Annotated in this window: 17 protein-coding genes and 1 tRNA gene; 10 read left to right on the forward strand and 8 right to left on the reverse strand. The window is 58.9% G+C overall.

The features are described 5' to 3' along the window. The first annotated feature begins 16 nt into the window (after window positions 1-16). From xth to B060_RS27590, 5 genes are all read left to right on the forward strand, one after another. Entirely contained in the window at window positions 17-826 is an 810-nt protein-coding gene (gene xth, locus B060_RS0111270; RefSeq protein ID WP_018081893.1) for an exodeoxyribonuclease III, read from the forward strand. A gap of 52 nt (window positions 827-878) precedes the next feature. After that, complete coding sequence (locus B060_RS0111275) at window positions 879-1,544, forward strand: hypothetical protein (protein ID WP_018081894.1); 666 nt, start codon at window positions 879-881, stop codon at window positions 1,542-1,544. An 84-nt stretch (window positions 1,545-1,628) separates the two neighbouring features. After that, the gene (locus B060_RS0111280) at window positions 1,629-2,354 is read left to right on the forward strand and encodes a hypothetical protein (RefSeq protein WP_018081895.1); all 726 of its coding nucleotides are present in this window, start codon (window positions 1,629-1,631) and stop codon (window positions 2,352-2,354) included. Window positions 2,355-2,421: 67 nt separating this feature from the next. Beyond that, entirely contained in the window at window positions 2,422-3,108 is a 687-nt protein-coding gene (locus tag B060_RS0111285) for an NnrU family protein (RefSeq protein ID WP_018081896.1), read from the forward strand. Between the two features lie 178 nt (window positions 3,109-3,286). Further along, window positions 3,287-3,457, forward strand: coding sequence for a hypothetical protein (locus tag B060_RS27590; RefSeq protein WP_162149147.1), 171 nt, complete (start codon window positions 3,287-3,289; stop codon window positions 3,455-3,457). Here the strand turns inward: B060_RS27590 and B060_RS0111295 are convergent. After that, window positions 3,454-4,404 (reverse strand): Gfo/Idh/MocA family protein, encoded by a 951-nt coding sequence (locus tag B060_RS0111295; RefSeq protein ID WP_018081898.1) that lies wholly within the window; start codon window positions 4,402-4,404, stop codon window positions 3,454-3,456. The genes B060_RS27590 and B060_RS0111295 overlap by 4 nt on opposite strands. A gap of 198 nt (window positions 4,405-4,602) precedes the next feature. Between B060_RS0111295 and B060_RS0111300 the strand changes: the two genes are divergently transcribed. Then, complete coding sequence (locus B060_RS0111300) at window positions 4,603-5,511, forward strand: hypothetical protein (RefSeq protein ID WP_018081899.1); 909 nt, start codon at window positions 4,603-4,605, stop codon at window positions 5,509-5,511. Between the two features lie 320 nt (window positions 5,512-5,831). Here B060_RS0111300 and B060_RS0111305 read toward each other — a convergent pair whose 3' ends face one another. Beyond that, on the reverse strand, window positions 5,832-6,593 hold the full coding sequence (locus B060_RS0111305; protein WP_018081900.1) for an SDR family NAD(P)-dependent oxidoreductase: 762 nt from the start codon (window positions 6,591-6,593) through the stop codon (window positions 5,832-5,834). A 13-nt stretch (window positions 6,594-6,606) separates the two neighbouring features. Next, on the reverse strand, window positions 6,607-7,986 hold the full coding sequence (locus B060_RS0111310) for an MATE family efflux transporter (RefSeq protein WP_018081901.1): 1,380 nt from the start codon (window positions 7,984-7,986) through the stop codon (window positions 6,607-6,609). 230 nt (window positions 7,987-8,216) lie between these two features. Between B060_RS0111310 and B060_RS24310 the strand changes: the two genes are divergently transcribed. Then, window positions 8,217-8,546 (forward strand): hypothetical protein, encoded by a 330-nt coding sequence (locus B060_RS24310; protein ID WP_018081902.1) that lies wholly within the window; start codon window positions 8,217-8,219, stop codon window positions 8,544-8,546. Window positions 8,547-8,590: 44 nt separating this feature from the next. On the opposite strand, the gene B060_RS0111320 is transcribed toward B060_RS24310, so the two are convergent. The 5 genes from B060_RS0111320 to glmU all read right to left on the reverse strand — a co-directional run bounded on the left by B060_RS0111320 (window position 8,591) and on the right by glmU (window position 14,883). Further along, the gene (locus B060_RS0111320) at window positions 8,591-9,964 is read right to left on the reverse strand and encodes a class II 3-deoxy-7-phosphoheptulonate synthase (RefSeq protein ID WP_018081903.1); all 1,374 of its coding nucleotides are present in this window, start codon (window positions 9,962-9,964) and stop codon (window positions 8,591-8,593) included. 96 nt (window positions 9,965-10,060) lie between these two features. Continuing rightward, entirely contained in the window at window positions 10,061-11,404 is a 1,344-nt protein-coding gene (locus tag B060_RS0111325) for an O-antigen ligase family protein (RefSeq protein WP_018081904.1), read from the reverse strand. Further along, on the reverse strand, window positions 11,401-12,792 hold the full coding sequence (gene gorA, locus B060_RS0111330) for a glutathione-disulfide reductase (RefSeq protein WP_018081905.1): 1,392 nt from the start codon (window positions 12,790-12,792) through the stop codon (window positions 11,401-11,403). The genes B060_RS0111325 and gorA overlap by 4 nt, the downstream gene beginning before the upstream one ends. A 34-nt stretch (window positions 12,793-12,826) precedes the next feature. Next, window positions 12,827-13,519 carry a ribose-5-phosphate isomerase RpiA gene (gene rpiA / locus B060_RS0111335; RefSeq protein WP_018081906.1) on the reverse strand — a complete coding sequence of 231 codons (693 nt, stop codon included), beginning with the start codon at window positions 13,517-13,519 and terminating at the stop codon, window positions 12,827-12,829. Further along, window positions 13,519-14,883: a bifunctional UDP-N-acetylglucosamine diphosphorylase/glucosamine-1-phosphate N-acetyltransferase GlmU gene (gene glmU / locus B060_RS0111340; protein ID WP_018081907.1), complete on the reverse strand. Its 1,365-nt coding sequence runs from the start codon at window positions 14,881-14,883 to the stop codon at window positions 13,519-13,521. Before glmU ends, rpiA begins: the two co-directional genes overlap by 1 nt. Before the next feature lie 100 nt (window positions 14,884-14,983). Between glmU and B060_RS24315 the strand changes: the two genes are divergently transcribed. The 3 genes from B060_RS24315 to B060_RS26530 form a co-directional block, all read left to right on the forward strand. Then, on the forward strand, window positions 14,984-15,661 hold the full coding sequence (locus B060_RS24315; RefSeq protein WP_018081908.1) for an HAD hydrolase-like protein: 678 nt from the start codon (window positions 14,984-14,986) through the stop codon (window positions 15,659-15,661). 82 nt (window positions 15,662-15,743) lie between these two features. Next, a tRNA-Val gene (locus tag B060_RS0111360) sits at window positions 15,744-15,818 on the forward strand. A 162-nt stretch (window positions 15,819-15,980) separates the two neighbouring features. Next, the coding region (locus tag B060_RS26530; protein ID WP_018081909.1) for a transposase at window positions 15,981-16,157 on the forward strand (177 nt) is incomplete at its 3' end.

Here is a 16,157-nt window from a genome sequence, read left to right on the forward strand (position 1 = left end):
TTCTAAAACTGTCGGCATGAAAATAGCCACCTGGAATGTCAACTCCGTCAATGCCCGCCTGCCGCTTCTGCTGGAGTGGTTTCACGCCGTCCAGCCCGATGTCTGCGGTCTGCAGGAAATCAAATGCATCGATGAGAAATTCCCTGTCGAAGCCTTTGAATCACTTGGCTATAATTGCGCCGTCCATGGCCAGAAATCCTATAACGGCGTCGCTATCCTTTCGAAATATCCGATCAGTGATGTCCGAAAGGGTCTGGACGACGAAGAGGATGATCACGCGCGCTATATCGAGGCCGTAATCGAGGCACCGAAGCCTGTGCGTTTCGGCTGCCTCTATCTGCCGAACGGCAACCCCATCGCCACCGACAAATATGCTTACAAGCTGCGGTGGCTGGAGCGTCTGCGCGCCCGCGCTGAGTATCTTCTGACGCTTGAGGAAATGACCATTTTAGCCGGTGATTTCAATATTATACCGACAAAAGATGATCTATGGAAAGAAGCGCCCTGGCTCAATGACGCCCTCTATCAGCCGGCCGTGCGCCACGCCTATCAGGGCCTGAAAAACCTGGGTTATACTGATGCTTTCGAAGCCCAATTAAACGTTTCTGGGACGCCCGAGGGCAACCGCTATACGTTCTGGGACTATCAGGCCGGCGCCTGGCCGAAAAATGAAGGCATCCGCATCGACCATCACCTGCTGTCGCCGCAGGCCGCCGACCGCCTGTTTGATCTGGTCATCCACAAGGATGCACGCGGCATGACGCACGATGAGGCTAAACCGTCCGATCACGTGCCCGTTGTCGTTGAATTAACAACAAAATCTTAACCGTCGGCAACCATACTAAGGGTTCATTAGCTATAATCAGGCGTGATCTCCTATGGCCCATGCCGCACGTATCCTTTTGTATTTCCTCTTTGCCGGCATCGGGCTAACCCTGATCGCCTCCGGGCTGATGTGGTGGTTCGAGGCCTCGCGCCGCCTTGCCCGCGCGCTGAATGCCGCTCTCGGCAAGGTCGCCGATGCCATCATCTATGACTTGGGCGGACAGAAAGCGGCTGGTCTCGACTTCACCAACGGCGATCTGGCCATCATGTGGAAGACCGGCGCGCAAGGCCTGGTTTTCGCGTTCGACGAGATTGAAGGCGCCGAGCTGATCGTCGATGAGCGCGTCGTCGCACGGGCGCAAAAGGGTGAAAGCCGCAAGGTCCTCAACGAGACCCACGCTCAGGCCTCGAAGGTTACGCTGCGCCTGATGTTCGATGATGTGCAGACGCCGGAATTTGAACTCAACCTCTACGGCGACATCAGCCACAATCCGGTCCACGCCAAGACGGCGGCGGAAGCCGTGCGGATCGGTCGCAAATGGCTGTCGCATATCGATGCGGTGATAAAGCGGATGCCTGGCCCCTCGCCCTACCCTCCGGAAGAGACCGAGGTGGCCATAGCACACGAGGCGCCCAAACGCGCGACCAAGGCGCCGACAATTCCCCCGCCATGGGATGACGATGACCAAAACGACACTTACGACAACGAAAAGTACTAAGTCGGGCGCTTAAGCCTTAACGCCATCCGGAAATCGTGGTTAACTTCCCATTCGTACTTTTGAACATTGCCCCGGGTTTCCGCCTTGCCGACCTACCTGCCGACAATCATCATTCTCTCCGCAGCAGCGCTAGCCATACTGCTTGTGCTGTATCGCATCTACGATTCGCGTGTCGAGCAGCCGAAAAAACTGGAAGACGAATTGCGCGAAGGCCTGACCGATCCGGATGGTCGCACGTACAAGGCCGACGTTGTGGCTCTGGAGCCTGTGCGCAAGGCCGCCGCCGCCAGTTCCTATGATGGCAACCGCGTCATCATCGTACGAAATTTCGGCAAGATCCCGCAAAAGCCCTACACCATGCACGACCTGCTCGGCATCGAAATCTTCGTTGACGATCGCATCATCGGCCGCGTACTGCGTTCAGGTCCGCACAAAATGCTTGATGATATCGCGCCGGTGGTCAACCGCGTCACCATGCGCCTGATCTTCGACGATCCGGCCGATCCGGATTTCGAACTGGTGCTTTGGGACCCGCATGACAACCTGACCGCCCGCGCCGAAGGGCCGCGCGCCGCCATGAACAATGCGCGCAAGTGGTTTTATCATGTCGAAGCCGTCCTGCGCCGCACCGCCGCCGCACCTGCGCCGAAGGCGCCGCCAGCCAGCGCCCCGCCTCCATCACCGCCGCCTTTCATGGCAGCGACGGCAGCGCCTGTCGTCCCCCCGCCGGCAGCCACCACATCGGCGCCTTCGCCCGCCAAAAAGCCAGAAGGCGATGTGCTCAACGCGCCTATGATTCCTTATATTTAGCCATCGCTTGGCCAGGCGCTCGCCGCTATGCTAATCGGAGTTTAGATTCGACGTCCCGGAGACAACCATGTGGACCCTGGCACTTGCGTGCGCTTTTTTCCTCTGCATCCATCTGATGATCAGCGGCACGTCGATGAAGGAACAGATCATCGCCAAGATCGGCGGTGTGGCCTACTACATCCTGTTTTCGCTGTTCTCGATCGGCGGACTGGTGTGGATGTGCATTGCGTTTGGCATTGCGCTGGGCGATCCGATGAATGTGGTGCTGTGGAAATCCGGCCCCTTCCTGCGTATCGCCGGCCTGTTCGGCAACTTCTTCGCCTTCCTGCTGGTGATCGGCGGCCTGACCACGCCTTCCCCCACAAATCTGCTGGCCCTGCACAAGCTGCCCGACAAAAGCATCTACGGTATTGTTCGCGTATCGCGTCATCCGGTTCTGGCAGGGATCGGCGTGTGGGCCCTGACGCATATCGTCTGCAACGGCAATCTGGCGGCGTGGATCTTTTTCAGCTCTATGCTGGCCCTGTGCGCGCTTGGCGCCAACAATATTGATCGCAAGCGCCTGGCCCTGATGGGCGATGTCTATGAATCGATCAAACGCCGCACCTCGATCATCCCGTTCGTGTCGATCATTGAGGGGCGCACCGCCTTCGCCCCGGAAGAACTCGGCGTCGCCCGTATGCTGATGGCCGTGTCGTTATACTCGGCGGTAACCGTTCTGCACGAGTTGCTTTTTACCGGTCGCGCTATCTAAAGGAGATATTCATACCTCGTCTGCGATAAAATTGTCATCGCGACCGCTGGCAATCTGAAACTTGGCTAATTTTTCGTTGATCTTATCACAATTGTTTGAACAAATGCGCTTAGAGTGCAGCGTATCAGGCAATGGGATCTGAAAAATTCAGGTGGGTGGGTTCGCGTCGGCTATGAAGGTGTCAGCTTTCACTTTGTTGTTGTTTTTCATAGCTGTGGCGCTGGTCATGGCCAGCCTGATCGGCCATTTTTATGCCATTCCCCAATTAAGCGAATACCAGTACTGGCTAATGACCGGCGGCTTCGCCGTTCTGGCCTTCGGGATTATCTTTAAAGGCCAGTCGAACTAGCTTTCCTGATCTTCCGCTACGTCGGCATCAATAGCCAGAGCCAGACGGAGCGCCTTCAGGGCCTCATCGCCAGCGCATAGGGGCCGTTGGCGCACGCCGCGAACTGTATCCAGGAAACGGAACACACTGGTGCCGAGCGGATCCTTGGCGATATCGGCTTCGGCGAAATCAGAATTGAGGTTAAAGGGCGTCGTGTTCTCAAACTTGCGGTTCAAGAGGTCGATCACCACCTCACCGCTCGGATAAACAATGCGCATGGTCCGCTCGCGCGCTTCAGCCATGCGTGAGGCGGCAAAGGTTGCTCTCATGCCGTTTTCGAATTCGACCGAGGCCTTGACCTCATCGGCGCCCACAGCCTTATAGCCCTCATCCGTGCGATATTTCGCGCTGGTCTTAAGCCCCCCGGCCTCAACACCCGCCAGAGTAAGCGCCAGATCGAGATCGTGGATCATCAGGTCGAGCACCACCGACACATCGAGATTGCGCGTTGAGGCCGTACCGTTGCGCACGGCTTCCAACAGCAGCGGCCGCTCAGGCACATCATACAGCCCCATGGCTTCAAAGACGGCGCGTTCCTGATGGCCGCAGGCCAGGATCAGGCCCTTGGCTTTCGCCCGATCGACCATAGCCTCGCCGTCTTCGGTCGTGATGGCCAGAGGCTTTTCGCTATAGACATGCACGCCGGCCTCCAGTGCTTTCAGCGCGACCGCGGCATGGGCAAAGGCGGGCGTGGCGATGGTGACGGTATCGATGGCCGCCAGAAAGTCGGCCAGTTCATCGCCACCAAACGCCTTAACACCGTGGGGTGCGGCAGCGGCTTCGGCGCGGCTCTTCTCGAGGTCATATATGCCCACAAAGTCTACATCTGCGGCCTGCTTGTATTTATTGGTATGATAGCCGCCGAAAACGCCCGCGCCCGCCACGCCCACTCGCAAAACCTTGGCCATAACAACCTCTTGTGCCATCGAAAACCTTATAGGCTAACTGCTTAGACCACTTTGGCGCCAAAAAGGAATACACTTTAAAAAAGATAAAGTGTGCAAAGCCGCGTGATCAGAGCACAAAGCGCTTTTTTGCCTCTCGCATTCGCGTTAAGAGCATGGCGTTTATACGGCTTCTGAGGGCCGTCAGTCTGGAGACCGCCCGTGTCACGTCTTTTTGGTGCCTACGTCATTGTCGATTACAGCGCCGCGGAAGGCAAGAAGACCGGCGAATCCTCGGTATGGATCGGCGTGATGAAGCGCGATATCCGTTTCCGCCTGACCTATCAGTCGCACAATCCCGCCACGCGCGCCGAGGCCATCACCCTGCTGAACTCGATCCTCGCCGACCTGCACAAGCGCGGCGACCGCATCTTTTTGGGGCTCGATTTCGCGCTCGGTTTCCCGCGCGGCACGTCTGCGCGTCTGCAACTGAAGGGCGCGCCCTGGGCTGGTATGTGGGAGTTTCTGGCAAAGAATATCGTCGATAAGGCCGACAACAAGAACAACCGCTTTCAGGTGGCTGCCAAGATGAACCGCCTGATGACCAACGAAGCCTACCCCTTCTGGGGCTGCCCGAAAAGCGACTCACAGAAGTGGCTATCGACCCTCAAGCCGGACTCGATTGGCGATTTTCCCGAATTCCGCCTGACCGAAGACCAGGCGCGTAAGCAACACAAAAAGGCGCAGGCCGCCAAGAGCCTGTGGCAGATGCACGGCGCCGGCGTCGTGGCCGGTCAAACCATGCTTGGTATCCCCGCCATCAAGGCGCTGGCGGAGGCCTTCGGTGACAAGGCCAGAATCTGGCCGTTCCAGACCGGCTTCGGTGCGCTCACCGAAGAGGCGCTCGAAGGCGTTTCCACCCTGATCGCCGAGGTTTATCCGGCCATCTATGACGGCCCGGCCGAGGCCGGCGAGGTCAAGGACGCCACCGGCGTGCGCTTAGCGGCGCAGGCCCTGGCCGAGGCTGACGATAAGGGACAACTCGCCGCCCTCTTCGCCGCACCGAAAGCCTTGAGCGAAACCGATCTCACCACCGCTTCTGAGGAAGAAGGCTGGATTCTGGGCGTTTAAGCCTTTCCTCTTCTGTATCCTCGCCGCCATCGCCGAAATCGTCGGCTGCTACAGCTTGCGGGTCGTGCTCAAGCTCGGAAAATCACGGCTGTGCCTGGCCGGCTCAGCCGTGATCCTGCTTGCACCAAGGCAGATTTAAGGAAAGGGAATCCACAGATATACACAGATTGGCACTGTGTGTGGATGAGCCTATGCATAACGGCACCTGAACCGAGGTGGTAATTATTCATCTTGGGCGCTTCGCCATGAAACACTCTATGCAGTGTGCCTTATTCTAAATCTGTGTTCATCTGTGAAATCTGTGGTTTCCCCTACATGACCTAAGCCGGCATAAGTTGCCCTCCATTCACATGCAAGATCTGGCCAGTCATATAGGCGCTCATGTTGGAGGCCAGAAACACCAGCGGACCGACGCAGTCCTCCGCCACGCCTAAGCGTCCCATCGGCACGCTGTTCAACATGGCCAGCATCCGCTCCGGCGGCGTCAGGTCATGGAACGGCGTCTTGATGACACCCGGTGCGATGGCGTTGACGCGGATATTTTTCTTCGCCAGATCGCTCGCCATATGGCGCGTGACATTATGCACGAACGCCTTGGCGCTGGCGTAAAGCCCTGAACCCGGCGCGCCGCCATTATTGCCAGCGATGGAGCCGAGATTGATGATGGATCCGCCGCCGCGCGCCTCCATAAAGGGCACTACAGCTTGTGAGGCATGGATCACCGCACGTACATTCAGCGCCATGACCCGCTCATAAAGCGCGTCGTCCCAATCGAGGAACAGGGTGCGCGTCATCAGCGAGCCGGCATTGTTGATCAGGATATCGAGCCCGCCGAGTTTATGCGCCGCCTCTTGCACCAGAGGGGCTGCGGTTTCCGGTTGCATGAGGTCGGCCTGAAACAAATGAACCTCACCACCATCGGCGCGGATCAGATCGGCCACCTTTTGCGCCGCCTCTTCGCTGGCGTTGTAATGGAGCGCCACCTTCGCGCCCAGTCGGGCGAAGCCTTGTGCGGCGGCGCCGCCGATCCCCGTGCTGGCGCCCGTAATCAAAACGCACTTCCCTTGCAGGTCTTCCAACATGTCGCACCTCCGTTTATGTTTCGGCGGTTATAGCCCTGGCGCGGCGGTCGAGCCACAGGAAACGCGAAACCAGCAGCACGGCGGACAACCAACTGGCCAAAGCGCAGGCATAGATCAGGCCGGGAACGCCCAGCCCGACGTGCAGCGAAAGCCAGTAGCCCATCGGCAGCATGATCAGCCCGTAAGCGATATAGTGCAGGACCGGCGCAATCAGGACGTCATGACGCGCACGCAAAGCCTGAGCGCCGACCACCTGAACGCCATCGGGCACAAAGAACAAACAGGCCAGAAGAAGCGCGCCCTGCACCCCGCCGAGCAGGGCCGGATCGGAGGTATAACCGGCGGCGATGGCCTGCGCGCCGATCAGCACGGTCAGGCAGACGGCCAGCATGAATCCGCCCGCCGAGATGAAGCTGACACGTCCCATGCGGGCAATGCCGGCAGGATCACCAGCGCCATAGGCTCCCCCGACCAGAACCGAGCAACCGATCGCCAGTCCCATCGGCACCATGAAAACGACGCTGGCGAAATTGAGCACGATGGCCCACACCGCGACCGCCGTTTCCGAAATACGGCCGGCGAAGACGGTCATGCCGGCAAACGCCGCGACCTCGATGAAATAGGACGCTCCGGCCGCATAACCAACCTGACGCTGCTCACGCGCGCCTTGCGGGTCCGGTGCGTGCCGTCCGAGCAGGCGGAAGCTTTTGACCTGCTTCAAACGGAACAGATAGATCAGCAATCCCACCGTCACCAACATACGCGCGACCAGGGTCGAGATCGCCGCTCCCATGGCGCCGTCGCTGTCGATACCGGGGATGGTCACCACGCCGGGCACCAGCACGAACAGCAGCGCGACATTGACGACATTGCCGGCCCAGGTGAAGACCATGCCGGGGCGCGTCCGGCCGAGGCCTTCGAGGAATTCCGAAACCGCCACCGCCACCATGTAAAACGGCATGCTGAGCGCGAAGATCAGCAAGGGGCCGGTTGCGCCGGCTGCCAGTTCCGGACGGACCACGGCGTTCAGCATCCATGAACCGCCAAGTGTCAGGGCCACCATTGAACCGACGCCCAGGATAATGGCGTAGACCACGGCGCGCTGGAAGGTGGCGCCGATGCGCTCAGGCTCCCCTGCCCCGACAAACTGCGCCGTCTTGACCTGAACCCCCACCAGAAGACCGATCGAGGTGACCAGAAAAATACTCGTCGGCGCCCAGGCCAGCGAATGATAGCCCAGTTCGGCCGACGAATAGTGCCCGACCACCAGCGTGTCCATCAGCCCCATCAGCATAAAGCCGAGGCGCGACATGATCACCGGCCATGACAGACGATAAAGGGCGGCAAATGCCGCCCTCGTTTGAGGCTCAATCCGGTAGATCAGGGTTTTCATGCCGGCTCTGTAGCTGATTTTGTGATCACGCTCAACGACATTCCGACCGGCATTTTTTGCGCACACACCCGGCTTGCCGTGCAAAAAATACCGCGCACCAACATTTCACCGGCGCAACAATCTGAAGATTAAGCGTTTTGGTCTGGCACGCCGCTTGCAGCGTTCAGGAAGTCCATAGGTTCAGAAGAACCGCAAAGCTTCACGCTTGCCCTGCCCTTTGGAGTTTCCCCATGCAGATCGGTTCTTCCTTCACCATGCCCGTGTCCTTCAACATGGGCTCCAGCTCAAAGACCTCCACCACCAGCGATCCGCTCAGCCAGATCGCGCCGTCGTCCTCCGACACAGCCGAGGCGAGCCTGATGAAGTTCCTCAAGATGTCGCCCGCCGAGAAGTTGCAATGTACCTGGCTCAACAGCCACGGCATCACCAAGGAGAAATTGGCCGCGATGAAGCCTGAAGAGCGCATCGCAATCCAGAAGCAGATGACCGACGAACTGCAGGAACAGGCTCGTCAAGAGATGGAAAAGAAGAAAGGTGCCACGGTCAATATTGTGGTGTAAAAAAGCCCGCAAGGCGAACCTTGCGGGCTATCTTGTCTCCGACCTCAAGCCGCCTTGGTTGCGGCCGTTTTCAGACTGTGCAGACGCTCGGCGACTAGGAACGACAGTTCCAGCGCCTGATCGGCATTGAGGCGCGGATCGCAGTGCGTGTGGTAACGATCCTGCAAATCCTCTTCCGAGAGCGCGAAGGCGCCGCCGGTGCATTCCGTCACGTTCTGTCCGGTCATTTCCAGGTGCATACCGCCCGGATGAACGCCTTCCGACGCCGCGATATCGACGAAGGAACGGACCTCACCCAGGATGCGGTCGAACGGGCGCGTCTTGTAGCCGTTGTTCGCCTTGACGACATTGCCGTGCATCGGATCGATCGACCAGACAACCGGCGAACCGTGCTTCTTGGTGGCAGCCATCAGGCGCGGCAGGCGTTCGGCGACCTTGTCGGAACCGAAGCGGCCAATCAGGGTCAGGCGCCCCGGAATACCTTCCGGATTAAGCGTATCGATCAGTCGCAGCAGGTCGTCGGGCTCGATGGTAGGGCCGGCCTTGACGCCGATCGGGTTCTTGATGCCCTTCATGTAGTTGACGTGGGCGCCATCAAGCTGACGGGTACGCTCGCCGATCCACAGCATGTGGGCCGAGGTGTCGTACCAGTCGCCACTGGTCGAATCGACGCGGGTCATGGCCTGCTCGTAGTTGAGCAGCAAGGCTTCGTGCGAGGTGAAGAAATCGACCTGGCGAATTTCAGGCTGGCGATCAGGCGTTATGCCGATGGCCGACATGAAACTCAGGGTTTCGGAAATCTTGTCGGCCAGAGCGCGGTAACGCTCACCCTGCGGGGAACCCGACACAAAGCCCAGCGTCCATTTGTGGATATTGTACAGATCGGCATAACCGCCCTGCGCGAAGGCGCGCAGCAGGTTCAGCGTGGCTGATGACTGGTGGTAAGCCTTGATCAGGCGCTGCGGATCAGGGATGCGCGCCTCTTCGGTGAACTCCATGCCGTTGATGTTGTCACCGCGATACGACGGCAGGGTGACGCCATCGATGGTCTCGATCGCCGATGAACGCGGCTTGCCGAACTGACCGGCGATACGGCCAACCTTGACCACCGGCTTGCCGCCGGCAAACGTCAGGATAACGGCCATTTGCAGGATCAGGCGGAAGCTGTCACGGATATTGTCCGCCGAGAATTCCTTAAAGGATTCAGCGCAATCCCCGCCTTGCAACAGGAAGCCATTGCCTTCGGCCACCTTGCCCAGCGCACTCGTCAGGCGACGCGCCTCGCCGGCAAAGACCAGCGGCGGCAGGTGGGACAATTCGCTTTCTACAGCATCAAGGGCCTGCGTATCCGGGTAATCGTTCGGCATATGCAGGGCTGGCATGGAGCGCCAGTCTTTCGGGGACCAAATCTTTTTCATAACGCTTTTTATACTTTCGTCCGGTTGAACTCAACCGGAAACCCATTGAGACATATATAGGCGAAGAAATTCCCCTGTAAAGTCCGTGGCTTGTAGTTAATTTCGTAACTTTATACTATGACGAGCGGCACGAATGGCCAACACCATGGCGGTGACAGCGAAGGCGCCTAGGCAATAAACCCAGGCGCGCCACAGACCATAGCTGACCGTGCCGATGATCAGGAACGACGTCGCCTGAGCCATCAGATAGGGGCGGAAGCGGGTGACAAGACTGGCTTCAACGATAGGGCGCGGTGCTTCATCGAGCGAGCGCAGCACATCGGTTTGCGGCGCTTCGGCCTCCGCCGTCGCCTTCATGCTCCAGAACAGACAGAACCAGAAGGCCGCCAGCACAAGCAGGCCGGGGATGCCCAGTTCAAGCCAGGCTTGCAAGGCCATGTTGTGCGGATGGTTCGGAATGGTGGCGCCGAAGTGCCGTGACGATTCGTAGCCCAGCCCCCATATCGGTGTTTCCAGCGCGCGCTCGACCGTAAAGGTCCAGATATCGATCCGTGCCGCCCACGACGGCAGGATGTCGGTCTTGATCTTTTCGGCCAGACCATTGTGCATGATCGCCATAATAAACAGCGGGAACAGCAGCATGGGGATCAGGCTGACAAAGGCCGCCAGACGTTCGGGCGCCAGCGCTTTCAGCGCGCGCGGCCAGTATTTCACCGAGAAAAACACGATGGCCGAAGCAACCAATGCGATAAGCTGTGCGTTGTTGTCACTGGTCAGCGCACCGGCGATGATCGCCACAGCCATAAAGCCAACAGTAACAGGACGACCGCGCGTCATTTCCATAAGGGCGAACGGCCAGAACATCATCAGCAGCACGCAGTTGGTATTCGACATGCCAACGATCAGCATGTTGTCGCGGCTGTGAAAATAGGCCGCGCTCAGGCTGCGGCGCAGGCCGAACTGGCTGATCGCTTCAATGAATTGCACAGCGGTCAGGACCAGCAAAGCATAGGCGAAAATATGGAAGACCTTGAGCGCCTGTTGGTCATCAAGCGAGCGCGCCGCGAAAATCATCGCCCAGGCCAGACACCAGATGATGGCCGGCACGACGATTGTCACCGGCCCGTCAATGACCAGTTGTGAGCCGGCATAGGCCTTGGCCAAGGGCACGCCATGCGCCACCGCCTCAACGAAATCAGAACGGAAAAAGGCGATCAGCAGCAGCAGCCCCGTGGTGATGGTAAACGGCGCGAACGCCTTCCACGAACCTTTGGAAAGAAACAGATGCCCCAGCAAAGGCGCGCCGATCAGTAACAGCAGAGCCGGCAGACCGGTTGCGGCCGCATACGACCACAGACCCAGCAGGCTCAGTCCCAGGATCAGAACCCATACCGTATAGTTGTCACGGACACGCTGCCACATAGTTTTGTCTTCGGTCATACGGCCCGCTTATCTTTCAGGGTTACTAGCTCTTCCGCCGCGGTCGGGTGGACCGCGCAGGTGGCATCCCATTGCGCCTTGGTCAGCCTGGCCTTCACGGCCACACCGGCAATCTGGATGATCTCGCCCGCCTCACCGCCCACGATATGGACGCCCAGCACGACATCGCTTTTCTGATCGACGATCAATTTCATATAGATGCGGCTTTCACCACCGATAAAGGCAGTTTTCATTGAACGGAAGCGCGTCTGGTAGACATCGTAGGCGATGCCCTTTTCCGTGGCCTCCGCCTCGGTCAGGCCGACCGTGCCGATCTGCGGCTGCGAGAAGACCGCCGTCGGTATGTTCTCGTAGTCATAGGCCGTGGCGTTATCCTTGAAGGCAGTCTCGACAAAGGCGACCGCCTCACGGATAGCGACCGGCGTCAGGTTCATACGGTTGGTGACGTCGCCGATGGCATAGATATGCTTGTGGCTGGTGCGCGAGAAAGAATCGACCGGAATGGCGCCGTGGACGTCGGGCGTAATCCCTATGGCGTCGAGGTTGAGCCCTTCGGTCTTCGGCTTGCGACCGGAGGCATAGAGCACCTGATCGGCCAGCATGGTGCTGCCGTCGTTCATGGTGATCAGCATCTGACTTTTTTGCCCCTCGTCAGTTTTCTTGAGGTGAACCGGATCAAGCTGGGTACGGATCTTGATGCCACGCAGGGCCATTTCGCTGGCCAGGTGATCGCGCACATCGTCATCGAAGCCGCGCAGGATCTTCTGCCCGCGGTAAAGCAGGGTCACGTCAACGCCCAGGCCATGCATGATACCGGCGAATTCGACCGCGATATAACCGCCGCCGACAATGGCCAGCGATTTCGGCAGTTCCGGCAGATTGAACATGTCGTTGGAGGTAAGGCCGTGTTCGGCCACGCCGGGGCAATGCTGCGGCAGGAAGGGCCAGCCGCCAACCGCAATCAGGATAGTTTTAGCCGAAACAACACGTTCCCCGCCCTGCTTCGTGGTCAGGATGAGGTGATGCTCATCTTTGAAAGCGGCGTGGGCAGCGATGACCTCGACGCCGGCCTTGACCAGATTGGCGGTATAGATCTGCGACAGGCGATCCAGTTCGGCATTGTTGGTGGTGCGGAAACTGTTCCAGTCGAAGGCGCCGGTGGAGGCGTCTTTCCAGCCGAAACCCTGCGCATAATGCACCTGTTCGGAGACTTCCGAGGCATAGACCATGAACTTCTTAGGCACGCAGCCGCGCAGGACGCAGGTGCCGCCGGGACGGTCCTCCTCCGCGACCGCCACCTTGAGGCCCAGTTGCGCCGCCAGCCTTGCCGCGCGAACCCCGCCCGAACCCGCGCCGATAACAAACAGATCGTAGTCGTACTTGGTCATATCGATACTTTCGGCGGAACGCCCGCGATAACAATTACGGATGCAGGACCTTCACGCCGTCCGGTCCGCCAATCAGGGCGACATCCGCCAGATCGAGGAACAGGCCGTGATCGACCACGCCGGTCAGGGATTTCAACGCACTGGCCAAACCCGCCGGCTCATGGATCGCCCCGCACGCTACGTCGAAGATAAGGTTGCCGCCATCGGTAATCCAGTAATCGTCACCTTTTTTACGCGCCTTTGGCATCATGGTGATGTCGAACTCGATCAGAACGTCGGAAATCCGGTTGACCGTGCCCTTCCAGGCGAAGGGCTCGACCTCGATCGGCAGAGCGAACTTACCTAAAGTCGCCACATGCTTGGCGGCGTCGGCGATGACAATGCATGAGTTCGCCTGCTCCCAGATCAGTTTCTCGCGCAGGAGGGCCGCACCACCGCCCTTGATCAGCGCCAGGCCAGGCCCTACTTCATCTGCACCATCAACACACAGGTCCAACATCCCGACATCATTGATGTCCTTGATCACCAACCCCAGACTTTCGGCCAATTGCGTCGTCTGGATCGAGGTTGAGACGAGGGTCAGTTTCATGCCGGCCTTGATCTGTTCGGCCACCGCCTTGACAAACCATGCCGCCGTCGAGCCGGTTCCCAGGCCCACCTTCATACCGTCCTTGACATAGGCGACGGCAGCATCGCCCACCTGTTTCTTCTGTTCGTCAGCGGTCATCACTTTTTACCCTTTTGGGCGGCCTTTTCAGCCGCCTTGCGTTCACGGAAGGCCGTTGACCAGCCCGTCTTTTCAATCTGTTGCGCGCGCTCAAAAGCCAGAGCCCCCGGCGCCACGTCCTCGGTGATCACCGAACCGGAGCCAGTCATCGCGCCATCACCTATGGTCACCGGCGCCACCAGCGAGGTGTTGGAACCGATAAAGGCGCGCTCACCGATAGTGGTCTTGTATTTGAAATAGCCATCGTAGTTGCAGAAGATGGTTCCTGCGCCAATATTAGAGCCAGCCCCCACGCTGCCATCGCCAAGATAGCTGAGGTGATTGGCCTTGGCGCCCTCGCCGATCGTCACGTTTTTCACCTCGACGAAGTTGCCGATATGCGCATCCTTGCCGATTTCCGCCCCAAGCCGCAAACGGGCATAGGGACCGATCAGCGCCCCCTTACCGACCCTAGCACCTTCGAGATGCGAAAACGCCCGGATCACCGCGCCGGTGTCAACCGTCACGCCCTCGCCGAAGACGACGTTCGGCTCAATGGTTACGCCCGGCGCGATCTCGGTGTCATAGGAAAAGAAAACGGTTTCCGGCGCCGGCATATGCACGCCATTGTCCATAAAGGCGCGGCGCACGCCGTTCTGCCAGACCTTCTCGATCACCGCCAGTTCGGCCTGTCCGTTGGCGCCCAGCACCTCGTTTTCCTCAGCCATGGTCACCCGCGGCTGCAAGTCACGCGCGCGGGCCAGCCCGACAATATCGGTCAGGTAATATTCGCCCTTGGAATTCTCATTCTTCACTTCGGCCAGCAGCGAGAACAGCAAGGCGCGGTCACAGGCAATGACGCCCGAATTACAGGCCTTGATCTTGAGCTGTTCCGGCGTGCACTCGCGCATCTCGACAATGGCGTTGAGCTTATCACCTTCCAGCACCAGACGGCCATAGGCGGCCGGATCGGCGGCCTCGAAGCCCAGTACAGCCATATCGGCCTCAAGCGCGAACACGGGCTCCAGCACCTTGGCGGCCATCAGCGGTGAGTCGGCATAGGTGATGATGACCTTGCCATCAAAACCGGCCAAGGCTTCACGCGCCACATTGACCGCGTGCGCCGTGCCCATGGGCGGGTCTTGCGTCACGATATTCTCTGCGCCCACACGCCTGGTCGCCGTCTCGCGGACTGCCGGGCTATGGTTGCCGACCACCACGATCACCCGTTCGCACCCAACCTCATAGGCCGCGTCGATGGCGCGATCGAGCATGGTGCGCCCGCCGATCCGGTGCAGCACCTTCGGTAGGGGCGACTTCATGCGCGTGCCCTGCCCCGCGGCCAGGATAACAGCGGCGCGGCGGATGCTTGCGATTTCAGCCATGTGACGACTCTTTTTTAGTTTGCGGATCAGGCCGATTTAGCCCAAAGCGAACCAAAGCGGAATGACTATTCGACACGAACGGCCGGAGACCTGCGATAAAATGAATTTAAACGGTTACATTCTCGCCTTTGACCTGGACGGTACGCTGGTGGATACCGCACCAGACATCATCGACGCCCTGAACAAGGTTCTGGCCGAAGCTGGCATCAAGCCGTTTCACCTTGATGAGGCCCGCCCAATGATCGGTCGCGGATCCATGGAACTGCTGCGCCGCGCCTACGCCCTCGCCGGCCAGCCGCCGCTGTCGCAGGAAGAGGAAAAGCCCTTGCTCCATCGCCTGCTGACACTTTATGAAGCGCATATCAACGACCAAAGCCGCGTTTATGACGGCATGGTAGCGGCGCTCGATACGCTTGAAGCCGCCGGCGCGCGATTTGCCGTCTGCACAAACAAGCCAAACTATCTGGCGGTAAAACTGCTGGAAACGCTAGGGCTGTCGCGACGTTTTGGCTCAATCAAAGGCGCCGACGTGGTGCGTCATAAAAAACCCGCCGCCGGTCACCTAAAGGCCTGCATCGACGAAATGGACGGAGATATGCGCCAAGTCATCATGATCGGCGACTCCGAAACCGACTTCCTGACCGCCAAGGCTGCCGATGTGCAATGCATACTGTTCACGCACGGCTATAGCGAGCGCCCTCTGGCCGAACTCAATGCCGACGCCCTGCTCGATCACTATCGTGATCTGCCGGCGGCGGTTATGAGGTGCATAAAATAGAAAAGGCTCTTGCGTGTCGTGTTTGCGCACGCTAATACGCCCCTTCCTCGCCAGCCGAAACGTTTTATCGGCCACCGGTCATGGACGCGTAGCTCAGCGGGAGAGCATTCGCTTCACACGCGAAGGGTCGCAGGTTCAATCCCTGCCGCGTCCACCATCCCCAAACTGTCTCCACAAAAAACAGTCTTTTATGGTTTAGATTCAACGATCTAACCCATCATGGATTCATGGTCGATACCCATGATCAGGATGAAATAGCCCCATAATTGACCGGACAGGATCTCCCACTTAAATAAGAGGTAGGAGCAATGTCGTCATTATGACCAGCCACAATCCAAAGATAGAAATTCTGGGACAGGAACGGCGCCGCCGTTGGACAACAGCTGAGAAGCTGTCGATGGTTCAGGAAACGTATGAGCCAGAGGTCACGGTGAGCCTTGTGGCCAGGCGCCACGGTGTTCAGCCCAATCAGTTATTTGCCTGGCGCAAATTGGCC

This window comes from Asticcacaulis benevestitus DSM 16100 = ATCC BAA-896 (genome assembly GCF_000376105.1).
Lineage (GTDB): Bacteria > Pseudomonadota > Alphaproteobacteria > Caulobacterales > Caulobacteraceae > Asticcacaulis > Asticcacaulis benevestitus.

Coding starts and splice junctions, on each gene's coding strand:
- rpiA (WP_018081906.1), bottom strand. CDS start 13,519: ATGACCGCTGACGAACAGAAGAAACAGGTGGGCGATGCTGCCGTCGCC.
- gorA (WP_018081905.1), bottom strand. CDS start 12,792: ATGACCAAGTACGACTACGATCTGTTTGTTATCGGCGCGGGTTCGGGC.
- B060_RS24315 (WP_018081908.1), top strand. CDS start 14,984: ATGAATTTAAACGGTTACATTCTCGCCTTTGACCTGGACGGTACGCTG.
- B060_RS0111320 (WP_018081903.1), bottom strand. CDS start 9,964: ATGAAAAAGATTTGGTCCCCGAAAGACTGGCGCTCCATGCCAGCCCTG.
- B060_RS0111305 (WP_018081900.1), bottom strand. CDS start 6,593: ATGTTGGAAGACCTGCAAGGGAAGTGCGTTTTGATTACGGGCGCCAGC.
- glmU (WP_018081907.1), bottom strand. CDS start 14,883: ATGGCTGAAATCGCAAGCATCCGCCGCGCCGCTGTTATCCTGGCCGCG.
- xth (WP_018081893.1), top strand. CDS start 17: ATGAAAATAGCCACCTGGAATGTCAACTCCGTCAATGCCCGCCTGCCG.
- B060_RS24310 (WP_018081902.1), top strand. CDS start 8,217: ATGCAGATCGGTTCTTCCTTCACCATGCCCGTGTCCTTCAACATGGGC.
- B060_RS0111275 (WP_018081894.1), top strand. CDS start 879: ATGGCCCATGCCGCACGTATCCTTTTGTATTTCCTCTTTGCCGGCATC.
- B060_RS0111325 (WP_018081904.1), bottom strand. CDS start 11,404: ATGACCGAAGACAAAACTATGTGGCAGCGTGTCCGTGACAACTATACG.
- B060_RS0111310 (WP_018081901.1), bottom strand. CDS start 7,986: ATGAAAACCCTGATCTACCGGATTGAGCCTCAAACGAGGGCGGCATTT.
- B060_RS0111285 (WP_018081896.1), top strand. CDS start 2,422: ATGTGGACCCTGGCACTTGCGTGCGCTTTTTTCCTCTGCATCCATCTG.
- B060_RS0111295 (WP_018081898.1), bottom strand. CDS start 4,404: ATGGCCAAGGTTTTGCGAGTGGGCGTGGCGGGCGCGGGCGTTTTCGGC.